The organism is Georgfuchsia toluolica, from assembly GCF_907163265.1.
In the GTDB taxonomy this organism is placed as follows: domain Bacteria; phylum Pseudomonadota; class Gammaproteobacteria; order Burkholderiales; family Rhodocyclaceae; genus Georgfuchsia; species Georgfuchsia toluolica.
Map to the genome: position 1 here is coordinate 1,819,250 of NZ_CAJQUM010000001.1, position 17,552 is coordinate 1,836,801.

The following is a 17,552-nucleotide window of genomic DNA, read 5'->3' on the forward strand; positions in this document are numbered from 1 at the left end:
GGGGGCGTTCGATTGCCTTTGCGCCTTTTCATCCTTGGGGGTGGCGCCAGCGACCATGCGTGTTAGCCGATCATGGACTCAATGGCAGTCAACGCTGTTCGACGACGGCTATCGTTCTCCAGCACGGTCCAATTGGGTGCAGGCTGCCGCGGCAGCAGACGTTCGATGCGTTTGGCGCGAACCGGGTCGAGCACCGGTTGCCAGCGAGCCAGCAACTCGCCCACGGCATCCGGCGCATTGCATACCAGGAGCATGTCGCAGCCTGCGTTCCATGCGGCATTGGCGCGCGCAACGATGTCACCGGCGACGCTGGCGCCTTCCATCGACAGGTCGTCGCTGAAAATCACGCCATCGAATTTGCAGTCATGGCGCAGCTTGTCAATCCACACCGGCGAGAACCCTGCCGGGCGGCTATCCACTTGCGGATAAATCACATGGGCCGGCATTACGGCGTCCAGCTTCAGTGCCTTGTAAGGCTGCATATCGATCTCGATTTCGGCAAGCGAACGCTCATCAACCGGAATCGCCACATGCGAGTCGGCCTCGACCCAGCCGTGGCCGGGAAAATGTTTGCCGCAGGCGCCCATACCAGCGGCATGGAGACCTTCAATCAATGCATTGGAAAGCTGGATCACGGCTTCCGCCTCCGGGTGAAAGGCGCGGTCGCCGATCACGTTGCTGCGGCCCCAGTCGAGATCGAGCACCGGCGTAAAGGAGAAATCGACGCCGCGCGCACGCAACTCGGCCGCCAATACATAACCGATGCCGCGCGCCGCCTCCAGCGCCGCAGATGCGTCGCGCTGCCACCATTCGCCGAGGCGGCCCATCGGTGGCAGGCGCGTAAAGCCCCCGCGAAAGCGCTGTACGCGCCCGCCCTCGTGGTCGACGGCGATTGGCAACGGTGGTTCGCGTAAGGCATGGATCCTGGCGCATAAGGCCTCAAGCTGGGCCGGCGATTCATAGTTGCGCGCGAACAGGATCACGCCACCGACAAGGGGATGCAGCAGACGTTCACGCTCCAGATCGCTCAAGGCGGTGCCGGCGCAGTCGATCATCAGCGGGCCCAAGGGCAAACACGGCACTTTTTTCACGGCTGTTCCAAAATGACAAAAGCAACGACAAACTCGCGTTCGTCGGAAATGGACAGGTGCGCAATCAGGCCGCGCTCGGCAAATACTGCCGCCAGTGGGGCGGAGAAAACAAAAAAAGGTTTGCCCAGTTCATCGTGTTCAATGGCGATATTGGGCAGCAATACCGGTGCGCGAACGCCCGTACCGTAGGCCTTGCCCAAGGCTTCCTTCGCGGCAAAGCGCTTGGCCAGAAAGCGCGCGGGATCGGCGCTGGCCTTGCAGGCCGCCCGTTCCGACGGCGTAAGAATCTTTTCCAGGGTGCGTTCGCCCTGACGCTGGTACAGGTCACCGAGCCGCGAAATCTGGGCGATATCGGTGCCCACGCCAAAAATCATCGGCGCGCCTCGATCATCAATCGCTTCATTTCGAGAATCGCTGGCTGCCAGCCCATGAATACCGCTTCCGCAACCAGTGCGTGGCCGATGTTGAGTTCGGCGATGCCGGCAATCGCCGCAATCGGCTGCACGTTGCCGAAATGCAGGCCGTGCCCGGCATTGACCTTGAGCCCAAGCTGGCGGCCGTAAGCCACCGCTTCCTGAATCCGCTTCAATTCGCGCTGCTCGGCAGCGCCCACGGCATCGGCATAGGCGCCGGTGTGGATTTCAATCACCGGTGCGCCGCAGCGCCTGGCCGCGTCGATCTGTGCCACATCGGCATCGATGAAGAGCGAGACGCGTATCCCCGCGTCGGTCAGGCGCCTTACCGCGGACTGCACGCGATCGTAGCCGGTGACAACATCAAGGCCGCCTTCGGTGGTCAGCTCTTCGCGTTTTTCCGGCACCAGGCAAACGTCGTGCGGCCTGATATGCAAGGCGAAGGCGATCATTTCATCCGTCACCGCCGATTCAAGATTCATGCGCGTTGCCAGCTTGCCGCGCAGGGTTTCGACATCGCGATCCTGGATATGACGTCGGTCTTCCCGCAAATGCAGCGTGATCGCATCTGCTCCTGCTTCCTCAGCCAGCAGCGCGGCGCGCACTGGATCGGGATAGTTGGTGCCACGTGTCTGACGCAGCGTCGCGACGTGGTCGATGTTGACCCCGAGTTCAATCATAGTTCCTGAAGCTCCATAAAGACGCGGCGCGACTGTAATGGCTGGCCGCCGAGTTGGTGCGCAACCAGTTGCCGCATCAACTGCTTGCTCTCGGCCAGGGTGCGCGGATCGCGGTAATCGTCGGCGTCCATGTCGAGCAGCGTCTTGCCCGACAAGGTAAATCGTTCATTGCCCTCGACGGCGATCAGACCGCGTTCGACCAGATAGCTGTAACGCAACTCCGGTTGTACCGGAGCGCCATAGGCGTCATGGTCGAAGGTCAGGCCGTAGCCGATTTCCTTGAGCAGAGATTTCTCGAAGCGGCGCAACTCCGGCGCATCCGCTGCCCCGGTTGCCAATGCGCCCACCGCTGCGGCATAGCTGTCGAACAGCACCGGATGGGCGTCTTCGCGCGGCAGCAGTTTGAGTAATAGTTCGTTGAGGTAATAGCCGAGCAGCAGGCAACGCCCCTGCAGCAATGGTGTGCCGCCGCACCATTCCGCACGGGCCAGGGTCTTGACTTCGCCGCCGCCGAACCAGCCCAGTTCGAGCAATTGAAAGCCGATCAAGACGCCGCGCAAGGCCGAGCGCGGCCGTCGTGCACCGCGCGCCAGCACCGGCAGACGGCCGTAGTCGCGCGCGAACACATCGAGCACCAGGCTGGTCTCGCTATAGGGCTGCGCATGCAGCAGGAAGACACGCGCGCCGTCAATACGCTGTTTTGCGCTCACCGGAGTATCTTCCCCCCATCTCCCGAAGGGCTCGCTTTGCACAGCTCGCCCGCTTCGGCAGCGCCGAGCGATGCTCGGCGAATTCCTGCCTTCGCCCCAAGGAAGGGGGAGCGCTTGCGCTCCCCTTGGGAAATAATTGCGCCCACCCCTCTTCCCCCGCCCCAAGGGCGGGGGCGATTAGTCACCCCCCCCTCGTGGAGGGGGAGGCAGGGAGGGGGGGCATGTTTTACCGCGCTTGCGCGGGCGGCCCGGCGGACGGCACTCATTCGTAGCCCAGCGACTTCAAGGCGCCCTCATCGTCGGCCCAGCCGCTCTTGACCTTGACCCAGGTTTCGAGCCAGACCTTGCCGCCGAACAATTTTTCCATGTCGCGGCGCGCGTCGGTGGAGATGCGTTTTAAACGCTCGCCATCCTTGCCGATCACCATGGACTTGTAGGCTTCCTTGTCCACGATCACGGCGGCGAAGATGCGGCGCAAATCGTTCTCCTGTTCGAATTTTTCAATCTCGACGGCGATGCCATAGGGCAACTCTTCGCCAAGATTACGGAACAATTTCTCGCGCAGCAATTCGGCAGCAAGAAAACGCTCGGAACGGTCGGTAATGTCGTCTGCTGAGAAAACCGGCTCGCCCACGGGCAGGTATTTGCCCGCCGTCTTCAATAACTCGTCGATGCCGGAACCGGATTCCGCGGAGAGCGGCAGAATTTCAGCAAAGGCATATTCGGCAGCGACCTTCTGGATGAAGGGCAGCAGTGCCGTCTTGTCGGCGAGGCGGTCGATCTTGTTGATGAGCAGCAACACCGGACGCTCAGATGGCAATTGCGGCAGCAAGTCATGTTCGCCCTTGCCCCAGCGTCCCGCCTCGATCACGAACAGCACGACATCGACATCAACCAGCGTCTGCGACACGCTGCGGTTCATGAGGCGGTTCAGCGCATTCTTGTGGCTTGCCTGGAAGCCGGGAGTGTCGACGAAAATGAATTGGCAATCGTCCGTGGTCAGCACCCCGTGAATGCGGTGGCGCGTGGTCTGCGCTTTCCTCGAAGTAATGCTGACACGGGCGCCGATCAGGCGATTGACCAGGGTCGACTTGCCGACGTTGGGGCGGCCGACCACGGCAAGATACCCAGTATGAAAATCGTTGCTCATTTGTTTTTGATCTGTTCCAGCACGCGCTTGGCCGCTTCCTGTTCCGCGATGCGGCGGCTGGCGCCGGAGCCGCTGCTGCTGATGCCGAGATCGGGAATCAGGCAATCCACATCGAACTGCTGTGCATGCGCTTCGCCGCGTGTTGCCCGCAGTTCGTAGCGCGGCAGTTCAAGACGCCGGCCCTGAAGCAATTCCTGCAACTCCGTTTTCGCATCCTTGCCCGCAACAGCCGGATCAATGCAACACAACAAAGGCTGGTAGAGCAACTCGATCACCTTGGCCGCAGCATCGAAACCGGCGTCGAGATAGATGGCGCCGAAGACGGCTTCGAGTGCATCGGCAAGGGTGGAGGGACGGCGCTCGCCGCCGCTCTTCAGCTCTCCCTCGCCAAATTTGATATGACTGCCGAGCTTGATGCGCATGGCCACTTCAGCCAGGGCGCCCTGTTTGACCAGGCTGGCGCGCAGACGGGATAATTCGCCTTCTTTCAACTCGGGGAAGCTGCGGTACAGCAAAGCGGCAACGCTGCAATTGAGCACGCTGTCGCCGAGAAATTCCAGCCGTTCGTTATGCGGCGTACTGTGGCTGCGGTGGGTCAGCGCCTGGACAAGCAGTTCGCGCTTGGCAAAGCGATGGCCGATTGCGTATTCAACGCTATCCAGCGTCGGCGTCATTCTTCCTTCTGCTGGGACGAACTACCCTGAAAGTCCAGCAACAGGCTGGCATTCGCAAACAGGGGAATTTTCTTGGTATAGGCGAACGAGATCACGATCTGATCGCCATCCTTGGAAATATCCAGGTCCTCGGGCGTAATGCTTTTGATGTAGGCGACATCAGCTCGTTTTTCAAACGCGACCTTGATGTCGTGCACCGAGCCGCGCACGGCCGGATCGGCGGCCACTGCCTTGACCTCCCTGACAATGTCCATGTACTCGCTGACTTCCGGAACAATCTTGGCGGCTAGAATCCCCACAAAGCCGAGAATCACGCACACCACCAGCAAGCCGGTTATCGACATGCCATTTTGCCTTGCCTTCAAAAGCCTCATCGTCTTCCCCCTATTTGAACGACCCGATGCGCTTCAGGTCGCTGAAGTTGAACCAGATGAAGAAAGCCCTGCCGACGATGTTCTCGTCCGGCACAAACCCCCAGTAGCGGCTGTCCTGCGAGTTGTCGCGATTATCGCCCATCATGAAGTAATGGCCGGGCGGCACCACGCACTCGACGCCGTTCGCATTGTAGTGGCAATTCTCGATGTGGGGAAACCGCGTAATGGGCAGAATTGGGGCCTCTGTTTCACGGTCGAGCAGGATTGAATGTTTCACCGCGCCGAGCTGCTCCTGATAGCGCGGCGTATAGAACAGTCCCGCGCCGAGGTAGGGCTGGTCTTTATCGAGCGGGACCGGCTTGCCATTGATCATGAGTTGCTTGTTGAAATAAGCGATTTTGTCGCCGGGCAGGCCGACCACGCGCTTGATATAGTCGAGCGATGGGTTCACCGGATAACGGAACACCATCACGTCGCCGCGTTGCGGCGCGTTGAGCTCGATGACCTTCTTGTTGATCACCGGCAGGCGGATGCCATAAGTATATTTATTGACCAGGATGAAATCGCCCACATGCAGGGTCGGAACCATCGAGCCGGAGGGAATCTTGTAGGGCTCAACCAGGAAGGAACGCAAAAAGAAGACAACAAGGATCACCGGAAAAAAACTGGCGCCATATTCGACCCACCACGGATTTGGCGTCCCCGGCTGGCGGCGTTTGCGCGAAATGAAATGATCGACCAGCCAGAGCAGGCCAGTGGCGACCAGCAGCACGAACAGAATCAGGGCAAAGTTCATTTGTCACCTACTCTCAGCACCGCGAGGAAGGCTTCCTGCGGAATTTCGACACGGCCAACCTGCTTCATGCGTTTCTTGCCGGCCTTCTGTTTCTCGAGCAATTTCTTTTTGCGCGTGATGTCGCCGCCATAGCACTTGGCCAACACATCCTTGCGCATCGCCTTGACGTTCTCGCGTGCGACGATGTTGGAACCGATCGCGGCCTGGATCGCCACGTCGTACATCTGGCGCGGAATCAACTGGCGCATCTTGGCGGCCAGTTCGCGGCCGCGATACGGAGCATTGGCGCGATGCACGATCAAGGACAGCGCATCGACCTTGTCGCCGTTGATCAGCACGTCGAGCTTCACCACATCGGCAGTGCGATATTCCTTGAATTCGTAATCGAGCGAGGCATAGCCGCGCGAAACCGACTTCAGCTTGTCGAAGAAATCCATCACCACTTCGGCCATTGGCATTTCGTATGTCAATTGCACCTGGCGACCATGGTAGGCGATATCCATCTGCCGACCACGCTTCTGCTCGCACAGCGTGATGACTGCGCCAAGGTATTCCTGCGGTACGAAAATCTTGGTGGTGATGATCGGCTCGCGAATTTCCTCGATTTTCTGCACTTCCGGCAGCTTTGACGGATTCTCTATCTGGATCAGCGAGCCATCGTGCAGCAGCACTTCGTAAATCACGGTCGGCGCGGTAGTAATCAGGTCCTGGTCGAACTCGCGTTCCAGCCGTTCCTGCACGATTTCCATGTGCAAGAGGCCGAGAAAGCCGCAGCGAAAGCCGAAACCCAGCGCCTGCGAAACTTCGGGTTCGTAATGCAGCGAGGCATCGTTGAGATGCAGCTTCTCCAGCGCGTCGCGCAGAGTGTCGTATTGATTCGACTCGATTGGATAGAGGCCCGCAAACACCTGCGGCTTGATTTCCTTGAAGCCGGGCAACGCCTCCGCGGCGGGCTTGTCCGCCAGCGTCACTGTGTCGCCCACTTTGGCCGCCTTGATCTCCTTGATGCCGGAGATGATGAAACCTACCTCGCCCGCCGCGAGCGTTTCCTTTGGCTGCGATTTGGGCGTAAACACGCCGACCTGTTCGCACAAATGCACGCTGCCGGCCGCCATCAGCCTGATCCTGTCCTTCGATTTCAGGCGGCCGTCCACCACCCGCACCAGCATCACCACGCCGACATAGTTGTCGAACCAGGAGTCGATGATCAGCGCCTTCAACGGCGCTTCGGGATCGCCCTTTGGCGGCGGAATGCGGGCGATGACCGCTTCGAGCACATCATCCACGCCCATGCCGGACTTGGCCGAACAGGGAATGGCATCGGTCGCGTCGATGCCGATCACGTCCTCGATTTCCTGCCGGGCGTTGTCGGGATCGGCCTGTGGCAGATCCATCTTGTTCAGCACCGGCACCACTTCGACGCCAAGCTCGATCGCCGTATAGCAGTTGGCCACGGTCTGCGCCTCGACGCCTTGCGAGGCATCCACCACCAGCAGCGCGCCTTCGCAGGCCGAGAGCGAACGCGAGACTTCGTAGGAGAAGTCCACATGTCCCGGCGTGTCGATCAGGTTCAGGTTGTAACGCTGACCATCACGCGCTGTATACGAGAGTGCCGCAGTCTGCGCCTTGATGGTGATGCCGCGCTCCTTTTCCAGGTCCATCGAGTCGAGCACCTGGGCTTCCATCTCGCGCTCGGAGAGACCGCCGCAACGCTGAATGATGCGATCCGCCAAGGTCGATTTGCCGTGGTCGATATGGGCGATGATGGAGAAGTTGCGGATGTGCTTCAAAATAAAAAAGGTGCTTCTTCAGCACCTTACGGTAGGTTGGCGGGTGTGCTTCACTGAAGGGCGATTTTACTGGAAGCGGGCCAAATACTCACGCACTTTCGGCACGTCGAGGAAGTAGTGACACAACTCCACGCCGCCTTCATCGGCCAGCACCGGCACCAGTTCGTCATAGCGCGCCTCCAGTGCCGAATCGGTATCGACATCGACCACCGCCACCTCGAAAATAAACTCGCCGCGCAGGGATTCCAGCGCGGCGAGCATGTCATCGCAAAGATGACAGTAGGTACGGCCATAAAATGTCAGATTACAAGTCAATGCCTAAGCCGCCCTGACCGAAGGAAATCCCCATGGGACAAGATTGACTTGGCCCCACGGGAGCGGTTCGGGCCACAGGCCGAACCGGGGAGAGATATTATTTCTCACCAACACCCTTGATGGTCACGAAAACCTGGGCTTCGCCGCGCTTCACGAGCAAGGTCAGCGTCGCCGACTTGTCGATCTTGCCGAGCAGGCTGTTGAACTGCTCGACCGATTTCACCTCGGTCTGAACCCCCTTGTGCATCAGGCCCAGAATCAGGTCGCCGGGCTGCAGATCGCCGCGCAGGCCATTTCTCACGTCTTCGACAAGTATGCCATTGTCAATACCGGCCTGCTGCTTCTGTTCGGCCGTCAGGTCGGAAAGGGCAAGACCAAAGCGATTGCTGGCCTGCGGTTCGGCCGCTTTTCCGCGGCGTTTGCCGGGATGCCCGCCCGGCTTGGCATCTTCGCTGGGCATCTCGCCCACGGTGACTGTCAGCGTCTTCAGCTTGCCGTCACGCCAGACCTGCAATATCGATTGCGTACCCGGCCTGGTTGATCCAACATAGCGCGACAAATCCGCCGACTGCGCCACCGCCTTGCCGTCGAACTTGAGGATCACATCGCCATCGGCCAAACCTGCCTTGTCGGCCGGGGAGCCTTTCTCCACCTTGGCCACCAGCGCGCCCTCAAGCTTGGAGAGACCGAAGGATTCGGCCATCTCTTTGGTTAATTCCTGTACCGCCACGCCGATACGTCCGCGCGATACGCGGCCATTTGTCTGCAACTGATTCTTGATATCCAGCGCCACGTCGATCGGAATGGCGAAGGAAAGGCCCATGTAACCGCCGCTGCGACTGAAAATCTGCGAATTGATGCCAACCACCTCGCCCCTCATATTGAACAGCGGCCCGCCGGAATTACCGGGGTTGATGGCCGCATCGGTCTGGATGAAAGGCACATAGTTTTCCTGCGGCAACTGACGGCCTTTGGCGCTGACAATGCCAGCCGTGACCGAATTGTCAAAACCGAACGGTGAGCCGATGGCCACTACCCATTCCCCGACTTTAAGTTTCGACGCGTCGCCGAGTTTGACCACCGGCAGGCCTCTGGCGTTGATCTTGATCAGCGCCACGTCGGTGCGCCTGTCGGCGCCCAGCACCTTGGCCTTGAACTCGCGCTTGTCGGTCAACCTGACCAGAACCTCGTCCGCGTCATTCACGACGTGCGCATTGGTCAGGATCAAGCCGTCCGCGCCAACGATAAAGCCGGAACCGAGCGACTTGCTTTCATAGTCGTGTGGAATACCAGGCATCGGGTGCTGGCCGAAACGGCGGAATAATTCCGCCATCGGATCGTCGTCGCCGAAGGGAGACTGGAACTGCGGCCCCCCGCGCATCGCATGAACGACCTGGGTCGTGCTGATGTTAACCACCGCAGGCCCCTGCTTTTCTACCAGGTCGGTGAAGTCGGGCAGGTCCCGTGATTGCGCGGACGCGAGTGCTGCTGCCAGCATCAGGCACGCCGCCGCCAACGCATTTCTAATCATATTTGTCATATTCCGGGGTTCCTCTTTGAATGCAAGAAATGATTATTCTGAAGTGCGACATGCGTTTAGGTCCACTCCGTTTTGCAAACGTATGTAACAGCACCCGCCCCGCGCTCGCGCTATGGATTGACAATCCCCTGCGGCGCCAGCACTACCGGTTCGTCAGCCAGATGGTCGAGTACCGTGCCAGTAATCTCGGTCGCGAGATGCGGCTCGCGACGCAAGGCGTCGCCGATCAGCGCATAGGTGCAAGAAATACGCCGCAACTCTTTGTCTTCATGCATCGAAATACAAACCTCGCGCATCTCGTGGGTATCGAGTTCGCCGTCAATCAGGGCCGAAATTTTCGTTTTCATCACCATCTCCTGTCAGGCGCAACATCCAGCAAGGGCTTCAACTCTTCTGCAATTGCCTCGCGCGCGCGGAAAATCCGGGAGCGCACGGTGCCGATCGGGCAGTTTGTCGCGGTCGCGATTTCTTCATAAGAAAGACCGTCTATTTCACGCAGCGTAACCGCGATGCGCAGGTCTTCCGGCAGGCGATCCAAGGCCGCATTCACTGTCTCGGCAATCTGCCGCGACATCAGAATATGCTCCGGTGTATCCGTATCGCGCAGCAACTCACCGCTGTCGAAATCTTCCGCTTCCTCATTGTCCGCGTTGGTCAATGTTGATACCTTGCGCTCATTGGCCATCAGCCAGTTCTTTGCAGCATTGATACCAATGCGGTATAGCCAGGTGTAGAACGCACTCTCGCCGCGAAAGCCGGGCAAGGCACGGTAGGCCTTGATGAAGGCCTCCTGCGTCACTTCCTCAGCCTCGGCCGGATTACGCACCAGTCGCATGATCAACCGCATCAGCTTGCGCTGATACTTCGTCACCAATAGCCCAAAAGCCTGCTGGTCGCCGGCCTGGATGCGTTGCACCAGTGCCTGGTCCGCTTTGCGCTCTCCCATCCGCAGGATTCCCTCGGTTGTTATTGACGCCCATTTTCTATCTGATCCGCTTGCGAAGTATATCCGAAGCCCTTGCAGCCACTCTATTTGCCGCTAACAGACACCCCCTCTCCTGCCCATTCTCAGAAGACCAGCAGCAACCTGATAAGTTCCACATGTTATAGTTGCGCGCTCATGTCTCACCCTTCACCTCACTCTCCCATCAAATACTACGATGTGCTGATCCTGGGCAGCGGCCTGGCGGGCCAGTCGCTCGCCCTGCGCCTCGCCGAAACGCACAAAGTGGCACTTGTCACCAAGCGCAAGCTGGAAGACTCCTCCTCGGCCAAAGCCCAGGGAGGAATCGCCGCCGTACTCGACACCACCGATTCGATCAAGTCACATATTGACGACACGCTCATCGCCGGCGCGGGCCTGTGCGACGAAGCCGCCACGCGCTACATCGTCGAACACAGCGCCGAAGCAGTGCGCTGGCTGATCGACAAAGGCGTGCCTTTCACGCGTGACGAAACCAAGTTTGGTTTCCACCTCACGCGCGAAGGCGGACATAGCCACCGCCGCATCATCCACGCCGCCGATGCCACCGGCAACGCCGTGCAACAGACGCTCACGGAAATCGTGCGCAAACACCCCAATATTTCCATACTCGAAGATCACATCGCCGTCGATCTCATCACCGGCGCCAAACTGGGACTGAAACGCCAACGCTGCTGGGGCGCTTACGTCCTCGACCTACAAAGCGGCCATGTCGTTACCATCGGCGCGCCCTATACCGTGCTTGCCACTGGCGGCGCAGGCAAGGCCTACCTTTACACCACCAACCCCGACATCGCCACCGGCGATGGGGTTGCCATGGCCTGGCGCGCCGGCTGCCGCGTCGCCAACATGGAGTTCATCCAGTTTCATCCCACCTGTCTTTATCACCCGCAGGCCAAGTCCTTCCTCATCTCCGAGGCTGTGCGTGGTGAAGGCGGCCTGCTGCGCCTGCCCGACGGCACGCGCTTCATGGACCAGCACGATCCGCGCGGCGAACTCGCCACGCGCGACATCGTCGCGCGCGCCATCGACTACCAGATGAAGAAGCATGGCGTTGATTGCGTCTATCTCGACATAACGCATCGCTCCGCCGACTTCCTGCGCGAACACTTCCCCAATATCTACAACCGCTGCCTGGAACTTGGCATCGACATCGCCAAGCAGTGGATTCCAGTCGTACCCGCCGCCCATTTCTCCTGCGGCGGCATCGTCACCGATCTCTCGGCACGCACCGATGTGCCCGCCCTCTATGCGCTCGGCGAAGCCGCCTGCACCGGGCTGCATGGCGCCAACCGCCTCGCCAGCAACTCATTGCTCGAATGCGTGGTGTTGTCGCAAGCCGCTGCGAAGGATATTTGCGAACAGCAAAAGCCGCCGGCCGCACCCAAGCTGCCGCACTGGGACGAAAGCCGCGTCGCAGATGCCGATGAAGAAGTCGTCATTTCCCACAACTGGGAGGAATTGCGCCGATTCATGTGGGACTATGTCGGCATAGTCCGCACCGACAAGCGACTGGCCCGCGCCTTGCACCGCATCCGTTTGCTTGAACGCGAAATTGCCGAGTATTACGCCAACTTCCGCATCAGCAATGATCTAATCGAGTTGCGCAATCTCGTTCTCAACGCGCACCTCATCGTGCGTTGCGCGCAAAAACGCAAGGAAAGCCGTGGGCTGCATTACAGCCTCGACTATCCGCAGTTGTCGGCCAAGGCGCGCAATACCGTCCTCACGCCCTAGGCCAAAACCCTTCTTCCCGGACTCCCCATAAGCGGCAGATTTCAGCACCATGGACAGCAAACCTGCCGCTGGCCGTGCAGGGCTTCTGCTAGAATTCGCGGCGCTTCAGAACCGGAGAGGTGGATGAGCGGTTTAAGTCGCACGCCTGGAAAGCGTGTGTAGGTTCATAGCCTACCGCGGGTTCGAATCCCGCCCTCTCCGCCATGCTTAAGGCATAATAAGACAGCATTGATATATTTAGCCGGGTGAATTCAACTCTGAAGTGCAACGGAGTCATCAGGTGTGGCTGCATCATGAAGACCTTGGGATGATTTTGAAGCCGAGGCATTTCCTGTATCGATGAAGTATGCAGAACTAATGGCGAACGATTGACAGCAGTTCGATCTCGAACTGCAAAGTTGCATTGGGAGGGATTACACCGCCTGCGCCACGTTCACCATAAGCAATGGATGGCGGGCAAGTCAGCTTGGCTTTGCCACCCGGTTCATCTTCTGTACCCCTCGGTCCAGCAAGGAATAACCCGCGGTATCCGTAGCCACCGGGGCGCTTCCAGCACCCTTTTTCAGTGATCGGTAAACGAGTCCGCTCGGACTGGCAATGGCACCGGCTTCTTTGGCCGCACTCGCCACAAAGGCTGACTGGGACCAGGCGGGAATGCTGCAAGCAGCGAGCATGACAGCGATAATATTCTTCACGGCGAATCTCCAATGGCCGCAACAGCCTCGCATGATTCGCCGTTACTCATGCTCCTGTAAATTTAGCGGCCCGGCGAATTGATATAGTCAGTCGGCCAAATCAGGAACAGATATTTTCTGATCAACGCGATGGGTACCCCGGTTGCGGAGGTGGCGGCACATATCCCGGAGGGGGCGGAGGCGGGTAATAAGTTCCTGCGGGGGCAGCGGGTGCCTGTCTGCTGCGCGACATGGAAGCGGGCACTGGCACTTGCTCACCCCTTGCATACATGCACTGGATATAAGCGTTGTCGTAGTTGCGTTGAGCTCCATAGGCGGAGCTTTGGGCGGCGCTGGTGCCTGCCATGCTGCCTACCAGCAACCCGGTGCCGGCGCCAACCCCGGCTCCTTCATGTCCGCCCATGACTGCGCCGGCGGCTGCGCCAACTGCCGTTCCCACGACAGCACTGCGCACACCGGCATCGGTCGCGGCCTGGTTCGCGTCGGTCCCGCCAATCTGGGACTGCGCATAGTGGCGGCATTCGGCATCATCGTAACGGAACTGGTCGAAGGTTTTGCCGCTCCCGGGCAGGGCCATCACGGTGGGGCCAGTCGGGACGGAAACGCACCCGGCAAGCATCAGGGACAGCATACCGGCGAGAATGAAAATGGGGGATTTCATGGCAATGATTCCTGGTTTGGCTCAGCGCTGGCCCGGAGGTTGTGGTAATACCCTCTGCCATCCGCCAGGGCATTCCTTGATGTAGGGATAATAGCCCCTGGCCGTGGCACAGTAGTACCAATAGTTGTTGGCGGGCGTGGTTGTAGCAGATTCAGGCGGGGCGGCAGGCACTTGCTGCTGTTCGATATAGACCTGCGGCTGTGGCTGCACAATAACCGGCGAATAGTAAGGCGGGTAGTAGTAAGGCGGCGGGTAATAGTAAGGTGCCGGGTAATACCACGGTTCCCAAGGGATGCCGATCATCACGCCGAAATGCCCGCCACTCCCATGGTGGCCCCTGCCCGCCCAAGCGGTGCCGATGCCGGACACCCCCAGCAGCATAAGCAACACGATTAGCAATTTGATCCGTTTCATGGCTTGTATCCTTTATTGTATGTAAACGCTTTGCTCAATATTTTGCCGACACTGCCTGACGCTTCTTTCGATCATGTCAGTATTCATAAGTTGCATGAGCGCAATGGGCGTTGCAAGAAGCGATCATGTTCGTGCGTCACAGGTCATTTTTTCGGCTTGACTGGCGCGGCTGCTTTCGGTGATGATCTGGAGGCGTGTGGCGACATTTCTGATCCGTGTTGACAATACTCGTGGTCTTCCATGCCTTCGGAGAAGTGTCCACCCCGAAATTGAGAGTGCAAGCTCACGATCCGGTCAAGAACCTTGCGCTGATCCTCGTTCAATACCGCTTGCAGCTTTTCTGTCGCAGCGGCGAGTTTGGAAAGGCTTTGGGCAAAAGCCGCCGCATGTTCCGCACGCTGCCGGATGGCAGTGGCAGCGTCGACATCGGGTGGTAGCGGCTTACGGTTGCCGAATGCATTTGACAGCTCCAGGTTGGCTGCCGCAAAAGCTTCCCATGCGCCCTCCTGGGAGGCCTTGATTTCAAGCCAGGCGGCCTCCCTGGCCATTTGATTCTTGACCCACTGCCCCCGATCTTCCATGGCGATCCGCATGTGCTCACCGGGATAGCATGCCTCTTCGCGCGCGAATGATGCAGATGGTGCAGCCAGCGCAAGCAGCAGAACGCCGATCGCGGCAGCACTAAAAATAGAATGGGATACTTTCATGTCAAACCTCCCTGTAACACTGTTGTGATCAGCTTCCATTCTAGAAACATAATCTTGCGGCGCAATTCAGGAATTGTAAGAACTTGTTGTGATTTACGGTTCCAGCACATACGTCCCCGGCGCATCGCCGAGCGCCGGATAGTCTTTGCTATCCACCTTCGGCGCCAGCCGCAGAGTACCGGACATGGGCTTGAGCCAATCCATCCAGTCCGGCCACCAGCTTCCAACATGTTCGGTAGCTTTTCCCTTCCAGCTTTCCGGGGTGTCAAGGCGCGATGCCGACCCGGTGCGGAACTCCCTTTTCGGCGGTTGCACTACCGGATTGACGATGCCGAAAATGTGGCCCGACGAGGAGAGAACAAAACGCTTGTCGCCTTCCACCGCGTTGGCGATGCGGAAGGCCTGGCGCCATGGCGCAATGTGGTCGTCCTCGGCCGCTACCGCATAGACCGGCTGGATAATGCGTTCCAGGCTGATCGGCTTACCAGCCACGTTCAGGGCGTCAGGCCTGATCAGCTTGTTTTCCAGATAAAACTCGCGCAGATACCAACCGTGCATGACCGCCGGCATGCGCGTGGTATCCATGTTCCAGTAGAGCACGTCGAAGGGCGGCGGAGTTTCGCCATACAGATAACCATGCACGACGTAATGCCAGATCAGGCTGTTGGAACGCAGCAGACGGAATGAGGCGGCCATTTCACTGCCGTCGAGGTAGCCCTTTTCTTCCATGGAACGGATCAGCCAGTCCACCGTGCCCGGATCGAGGAACACTTCGATATCCCCGGGATGGTGATAATCGACCAGGGTGGCGAGAAAGGTGGCGCTGGCCACGGGCATATTCTGCTCGCCCCAGCGGAGGTTGGCCCATGCCATATAGGTAGCAAGCGCGGCGCCGCCAATGCAATAGCCGACCGCATTCACCTTGTCCGCACCGGACAGTTCACGCGCAATCTGCACGATCCGGTCTATTCCTTCGAGCAGGTAGTCATCGAAAGTGACGCCCCGGTATTCGTCAGTGGGATTTTTCCAGCTGGTGATATAGACATCCAGTCCCTGGTCGAGCAGGTATTTGATCATGCTCTTCTTGGGAGTAAGGTCAAGGATGTAGAACTTGTTGATCCAGGGCGTGACGATCACTACTGGCATCGTATGTACCCTGGCCTGCGTGGGGACGTAATGAATCACTTCCAGCATGCGGTTGCGGAACACTACCTTGCCCGGCGTGATCGCCAAATTCTTGCCGACATGGAAATCGTTTGGGTTAGTCAAGCGCACGTTGCCGGCTTCGAGGTCGGCGAGAAAGTTGCGCATGCCGCGAATCAGGCTTTCGCCGCGGGTTTCCAGCGCCTTGCGCTGGGCCACGGGATTGGTCCAGAAAAAGTTGGTCGGCGCCAGGGCGTTGAGCGACTTGCGCCACCAGAATGCTGCCCGGCGCCTTTCCTTGTTGGCAAGGCCGGGGGTTTCGTAGAGCATGTTCTGCGCATGGTGGGTAAAGGTGAGATACCACTCCTTGACGATGTCCCATGTGGCGAAATCGGTCCACATCGGATCGGTAAAGCGCGCGTCATCGGGGTGGGGCTTTTCCACATCGGGACTGGGCTGCCCCAGCGCACGCAGCCAGGAGTGAACCTGCAAATTCCACATTTTCATAGAGAAGTCGGCGATGGCCTCACCCAATTCCTGGGGATGGGCAAGCCAGGCCATCTGGGCATGCAGCAAAGGCGTCGCTATACCAATGGGATCAACGTGGGCCTCGGCCCGGGAATTTATTTTGCGCAGAGCATCCCGAAGCGCTGCGGGCAGGTCAGAGGGTTGAGGATATTTGACGTTTGTCATGGACCAATCCCTGGGAAAGCACTGCACATGCTCGGCAACTCCGTCATGGAAGACGAGGCTCCGTATGAAATTTATTATCGCAAAGCGACGAAAAACCGCTATTGCGCAAAGTCAATCCTCAGCGCTTTAGCGCAACCCGAAGCCCATTTTCAGTAATAGCTCGTGCATGATATCTCGCCCCGAAAGCGATGCAGCGTTCTCGATGCGCCGTGCAGTTTGCCCGGTCCAACTATCGGGAGCCTTGATGCCCTGCTCTGCATACCAGGCATTCATGATTTTGTCATAGCGCTGTATCGTCGGCAACTGCACGGCGCGATTGTAGGTCTCATGATGCAATACCGCGCCGGGCTCAAGTCGGGGACGAATTGTCCCGGGCCGCGACGGGTCGGGATAGCCGACACAGAGACCAAACACTGGCATGACTTGGGGCGGCAGTTTGAGCAGATCGGCAACGACATCGATCTTGTTGCGCAGCGAGCCGATGTAGACCGTGCCCAGGCCAAGCGATTCCGCGGCAACAACAAAGTTTTGTGCGGCGAGCGCAGCATCGATCACCCCCACCAGCAGCATTTCAATGTAGCTCAGGGCTTCGGGCTTGATGTTGCGGCTGGCGGCAACCACTTCGAGGCGATGCAGATCGGCGAGCCAAACAAGTACCAGTGGCGCCTGGCGGATATGACGCTGTCCGCTGCCGGCAACTTCATAAAGCACTTGCTTGCTGGCCGGATCCTCGATGGCAACCACACTCCAGGCCTGCAGATTGGAGGAAGTTGACGCTGACTGCGCTGCGGCGATGAGTCGTTCCAGCGTTCCCTGTGGCAACGGGTCGGGCTTGTAGGCGCGTGCGGAACGATGGTTCAGCATGGTGGCAATAACCTCGTTCCATGGTCCGCCGGGCAGTTCGATGCCGGACTGGTAGCGCGCTGCGAGCAGAGCCTTGGCTGAGGGCAAGCTATCGAATGTCATGGTCGTCCTTCTCGAAAGCAA

The 17,552-nt window shown here is 59.0% G+C and carries 22 protein-coding genes and 1 tRNA gene; 3 read left to right on the forward strand and 20 right to left on the reverse strand.

The annotated features are described in order from the left end of the window. Nucleotides 1-62: 62 nt before the first annotated feature. The 13 genes from nagZ to rpoE all read right to left on the reverse strand — a co-directional run bounded on the left by nagZ (nt 63) and on the right by rpoE (nt 10,479). Complete coding sequence (nagZ, locus tag K5E80_RS08555; protein WP_220637271.1) at nt 63-1,073, reverse strand: beta-N-acetylhexosaminidase; 1,011 nt, start codon at nt 1,071-1,073, stop codon at nt 63-65. 14 nt (nt 1,074-1,087) lie between these two features. Beyond that, entirely contained in the window at nt 1,088-1,465 is a 378-nt protein-coding gene (gene acpS / locus K5E80_RS08560) for a holo-ACP synthase (protein ID WP_220635756.1), read from the reverse strand. Next, entirely contained in the window at nt 1,462-2,184 is a 723-nt protein-coding gene (pdxJ, locus tag K5E80_RS08565; protein WP_220635757.1) for a pyridoxine 5'-phosphate synthase, read from the reverse strand. Before pdxJ ends, acpS begins: the two co-directional genes overlap by 4 nt. Then, nucleotides 2,181-2,894 carry a DNA repair protein RecO gene (recO, locus tag K5E80_RS08570; RefSeq protein ID WP_246590919.1) on the reverse strand — a complete coding sequence of 238 codons (714 nt, stop codon included), beginning with the start codon at nt 2,892-2,894 and terminating at the stop codon, nt 2,181-2,183. The genes pdxJ and recO overlap by 4 nt, the downstream gene beginning before the upstream one ends. A gap of 262 nt (nt 2,895-3,156) precedes the next feature. Then, on the reverse strand, nt 3,157-4,044 hold the full coding sequence (gene era / locus K5E80_RS08575; RefSeq protein WP_220635758.1) for a GTPase Era: 888 nt from the start codon (nt 4,042-4,044) through the stop codon (nt 3,157-3,159). Beyond that, a complete protein-coding gene (gene rnc / locus K5E80_RS08580; RefSeq protein WP_220635759.1) occupies nt 4,041-4,718 on the reverse strand; it encodes a ribonuclease III in 678 nt (225 codons plus the stop codon). The genes era and rnc overlap by 4 nt, the downstream gene beginning before the upstream one ends. Beyond that, nucleotides 4,715-5,062 (reverse strand): DUF4845 domain-containing protein, encoded by a 348-nt coding sequence (locus K5E80_RS08585; RefSeq protein WP_220635760.1) that lies wholly within the window; start codon nt 5,060-5,062, stop codon nt 4,715-4,717. The genes rnc and K5E80_RS08585 overlap by 4 nt, the downstream gene beginning before the upstream one ends. Before the next feature lie 40 nt (nt 5,063-5,102). Beyond that, nucleotides 5,103-5,888 (reverse strand): signal peptidase I, encoded by a 786-nt coding sequence (gene lepB / locus K5E80_RS08590; protein ID WP_220635761.1) that lies wholly within the window; start codon nt 5,886-5,888, stop codon nt 5,103-5,105. Then, nucleotides 5,885-7,678, reverse strand: a complete 1,794-nt coding sequence (gene lepA, locus K5E80_RS08595) for a translation elongation factor 4 (protein WP_220635762.1) — start codon at nt 7,676-7,678, stop codon at nt 5,885-5,887. The genes lepB and lepA overlap by 4 nt, the downstream gene beginning before the upstream one ends. 66 nt (nt 7,679-7,744) lie before the next feature. Then, a complete protein-coding gene (locus K5E80_RS08600) occupies nt 7,745-7,993 on the reverse strand; it encodes a glutaredoxin family protein (protein ID WP_246590920.1) in 249 nt (82 codons plus the stop codon). Nucleotides 7,994-8,090: 97 nt separating this feature from the next. Continuing rightward, nucleotides 8,091-9,533, reverse strand: coding sequence for a DegQ family serine endoprotease (locus tag K5E80_RS08605; protein ID WP_220635763.1), 1,443 nt, complete (start codon nt 9,531-9,533; stop codon nt 8,091-8,093). Between the two features lie 110 nt (nt 9,534-9,643). Then, the gene (locus tag K5E80_RS08610; protein ID WP_220635764.1) at nt 9,644-9,880 is read right to left on the reverse strand and encodes a sigma-E factor negative regulatory protein; all 237 of its coding nucleotides are present in this window, start codon (nt 9,878-9,880) and stop codon (nt 9,644-9,646) included. Beyond that, the gene (gene rpoE / locus K5E80_RS08615; protein WP_220635765.1) at nt 9,880-10,479 is read right to left on the reverse strand and encodes an RNA polymerase sigma factor RpoE; all 600 of its coding nucleotides are present in this window, start codon (nt 10,477-10,479) and stop codon (nt 9,880-9,882) included. Before rpoE ends, K5E80_RS08610 begins: the two co-directional genes overlap by 1 nt. A gap of 174 nt (nt 10,480-10,653) precedes the next feature. Between rpoE and nadB the strand changes: the two genes are divergently transcribed. Both nadB and K5E80_RS08625 read left to right on the forward strand, forming a co-directional pair. After that, nucleotides 10,654-12,252 carry an L-aspartate oxidase gene (gene nadB / locus K5E80_RS08620; RefSeq protein WP_425514538.1) on the forward strand — a complete coding sequence of 533 codons (1,599 nt, stop codon included), beginning with the start codon at nt 10,654-10,656 and terminating at the stop codon, nt 12,250-12,252. Nucleotides 12,253-12,365: 113 nt separating this feature from the next. After that, nucleotides 12,366-12,456: transfer RNA gene (locus K5E80_RS08625), tRNA-Ser, on the forward strand. Nucleotides 12,457-12,606: 150 nt separating this feature from the next. Here K5E80_RS08625 and K5E80_RS16730 read toward each other — a convergent pair. From K5E80_RS16730 to K5E80_RS08650, 6 genes are all read right to left on the reverse strand, one after another. Then, nucleotides 12,607-12,717, reverse strand: coding sequence for an FKBP-type peptidyl-prolyl cis-trans isomerase (locus K5E80_RS16730; RefSeq protein WP_281420340.1), 111 nt, complete (start codon nt 12,715-12,717; stop codon nt 12,607-12,609). Further along, on the reverse strand, nt 12,714-12,947 hold the full coding sequence (locus K5E80_RS16735) for a hypothetical protein (RefSeq protein ID WP_246591114.1): 234 nt from the start codon (nt 12,945-12,947) through the stop codon (nt 12,714-12,716). The genes K5E80_RS16730 and K5E80_RS16735 overlap by 4 nt, the downstream gene beginning before the upstream one ends. Nucleotides 12,948-13,068: 121 nt before the next feature. Beyond that, nucleotides 13,069-13,608 (reverse strand): glycine zipper family protein, encoded by a 540-nt coding sequence (locus K5E80_RS08635; protein WP_220635766.1) that lies wholly within the window; start codon nt 13,606-13,608, stop codon nt 13,069-13,071. 21 nt (nt 13,609-13,629) lie between these two features. After that, the gene (locus tag K5E80_RS08640) at nt 13,630-14,022 is read right to left on the reverse strand and encodes a hypothetical protein (protein WP_220635767.1); all 393 of its coding nucleotides are present in this window, start codon (nt 14,020-14,022) and stop codon (nt 13,630-13,632) included. Nucleotides 14,023-14,165: 143 nt separating this feature from the next. Continuing rightward, nucleotides 14,166-14,768: a Spy/CpxP family protein refolding chaperone gene (locus K5E80_RS08645; protein ID WP_220635768.1), complete on the reverse strand. Its 603-nt coding sequence runs from the start codon at nt 14,766-14,768 to the stop codon at nt 14,166-14,168. Nucleotides 14,769-14,822: 54 nt separating this feature from the next. Continuing rightward, nucleotides 14,823-16,379: a PHA/PHB synthase family protein gene (locus K5E80_RS08650; protein ID WP_246590921.1), complete on the reverse strand. Its 1,557-nt coding sequence runs from the start codon at nt 16,377-16,379 to the stop codon at nt 14,823-14,825. On the opposite strand from K5E80_RS08650, the gene K5E80_RS16740 reads away from it, so the two are divergent. Further along, entirely contained in the window at nt 16,353-16,721 is a 369-nt protein-coding gene (locus K5E80_RS16740; RefSeq protein WP_246590922.1) for a hypothetical protein, read from the forward strand. The genes K5E80_RS08650 and K5E80_RS16740 overlap by 27 nt on opposite strands. On the opposite strand, the gene K5E80_RS08655 is transcribed toward K5E80_RS16740, so the two are convergent. Beyond that, the gene (locus K5E80_RS08655; RefSeq protein WP_220635770.1) at nt 16,692-17,531 is read right to left on the reverse strand and encodes an NADPH-dependent oxidoreductase; all 840 of its coding nucleotides are present in this window, start codon (nt 17,529-17,531) and stop codon (nt 16,692-16,694) included. The two genes, K5E80_RS16740 and K5E80_RS08655, sit on opposite strands and share 30 nt — an antisense overlap. Nucleotides 17,532-17,552 lie beyond the last annotated feature (21 nt).

What these genes read in the sequence shown, in the direction of transcription:
- acpS (WP_220635756.1), bottom strand. Translation starts at nt 1,465, where the DNA reads ATGATTTTTGGCGTGGGCACCGATATCGCCCAGATTTCGCGGCTCGGT.
- pdxJ (WP_220635757.1), bottom strand. Translation starts at nt 2,184, where the DNA reads ATGATTGAACTCGGGGTCAACATCGACCACGTCGCGACGCTGCGTCAG.
- era (WP_220635758.1), bottom strand. Translation starts at nt 4,044, where the DNA reads ATGAGCAACGATTTTCATACTGGGTATCTTGCCGTGGTCGGCCGCCCC.
- rnc (WP_220635759.1), bottom strand. Translation starts at nt 4,718, where the DNA reads ATGACGCCGACGCTGGATAGCGTTGAATACGCAATCGGCCATCGCTTT.
- K5E80_RS08585 (WP_220635760.1), bottom strand. Translation starts at nt 5,062, where the DNA reads ATGTCGATAACCGGCTTGCTGGTGGTGTGCGTGATTCTCGGCTTTGTG.
- lepB (WP_220635761.1), bottom strand. Translation starts at nt 5,888, where the DNA reads ATGAACTTTGCCCTGATTCTGTTCGTGCTGCTGGTCGCCACTGGCCTG.
- K5E80_RS08605 (WP_220635763.1), bottom strand. Translation starts at nt 9,533, where the DNA reads ATGACAAATATGATTAGAAATGCGTTGGCGGCGGCGTGCCTGATGCTG.
- K5E80_RS08610 (WP_220635764.1), bottom strand. Translation starts at nt 9,880, where the DNA reads ATGAAAACGAAAATTTCGGCCCTGATTGACGGCGAACTCGATACCCAC.
- rpoE (WP_220635765.1), bottom strand. Translation starts at nt 10,479, where the DNA reads ATGGGAGAGCGCAAAGCGGACCAGGCACTGGTGCAACGCATCCAGGCC.
- nadB (WP_425514538.1), top strand. Translation starts at nt 10,654, where the DNA reads ATGTCTCACCCTTCACCTCACTCTCCCATCAAATACTACGATGTGCTG.
- K5E80_RS08635 (WP_220635766.1), bottom strand. Translation starts at nt 13,608, where the DNA reads ATGAAATCCCCCATTTTCATTCTCGCCGGTATGCTGTCCCTGATGCTT.
- K5E80_RS08640 (WP_220635767.1), bottom strand. Translation starts at nt 14,022, where the DNA reads ATGAAACGGATCAAATTGCTAATCGTGTTGCTTATGCTGCTGGGGGTG.
- K5E80_RS08645 (WP_220635768.1), bottom strand. Translation starts at nt 14,768, where the DNA reads ATGGAAGCTGATCACAACAGTGTTACAGGGAGGTTTGACATGAAAGTA.
- K5E80_RS08650 (WP_246590921.1), bottom strand. Translation starts at nt 16,379, where the DNA reads ATGAAAATGTGGAATTTGCAGGTTCACTCCTGGCTGCGTGCGCTGGGG.
- K5E80_RS08655 (WP_220635770.1), bottom strand. Translation starts at nt 17,531, where the DNA reads ATGACATTCGATAGCTTGCCCTCAGCCAAGGCTCTGCTCGCAGCGCGC.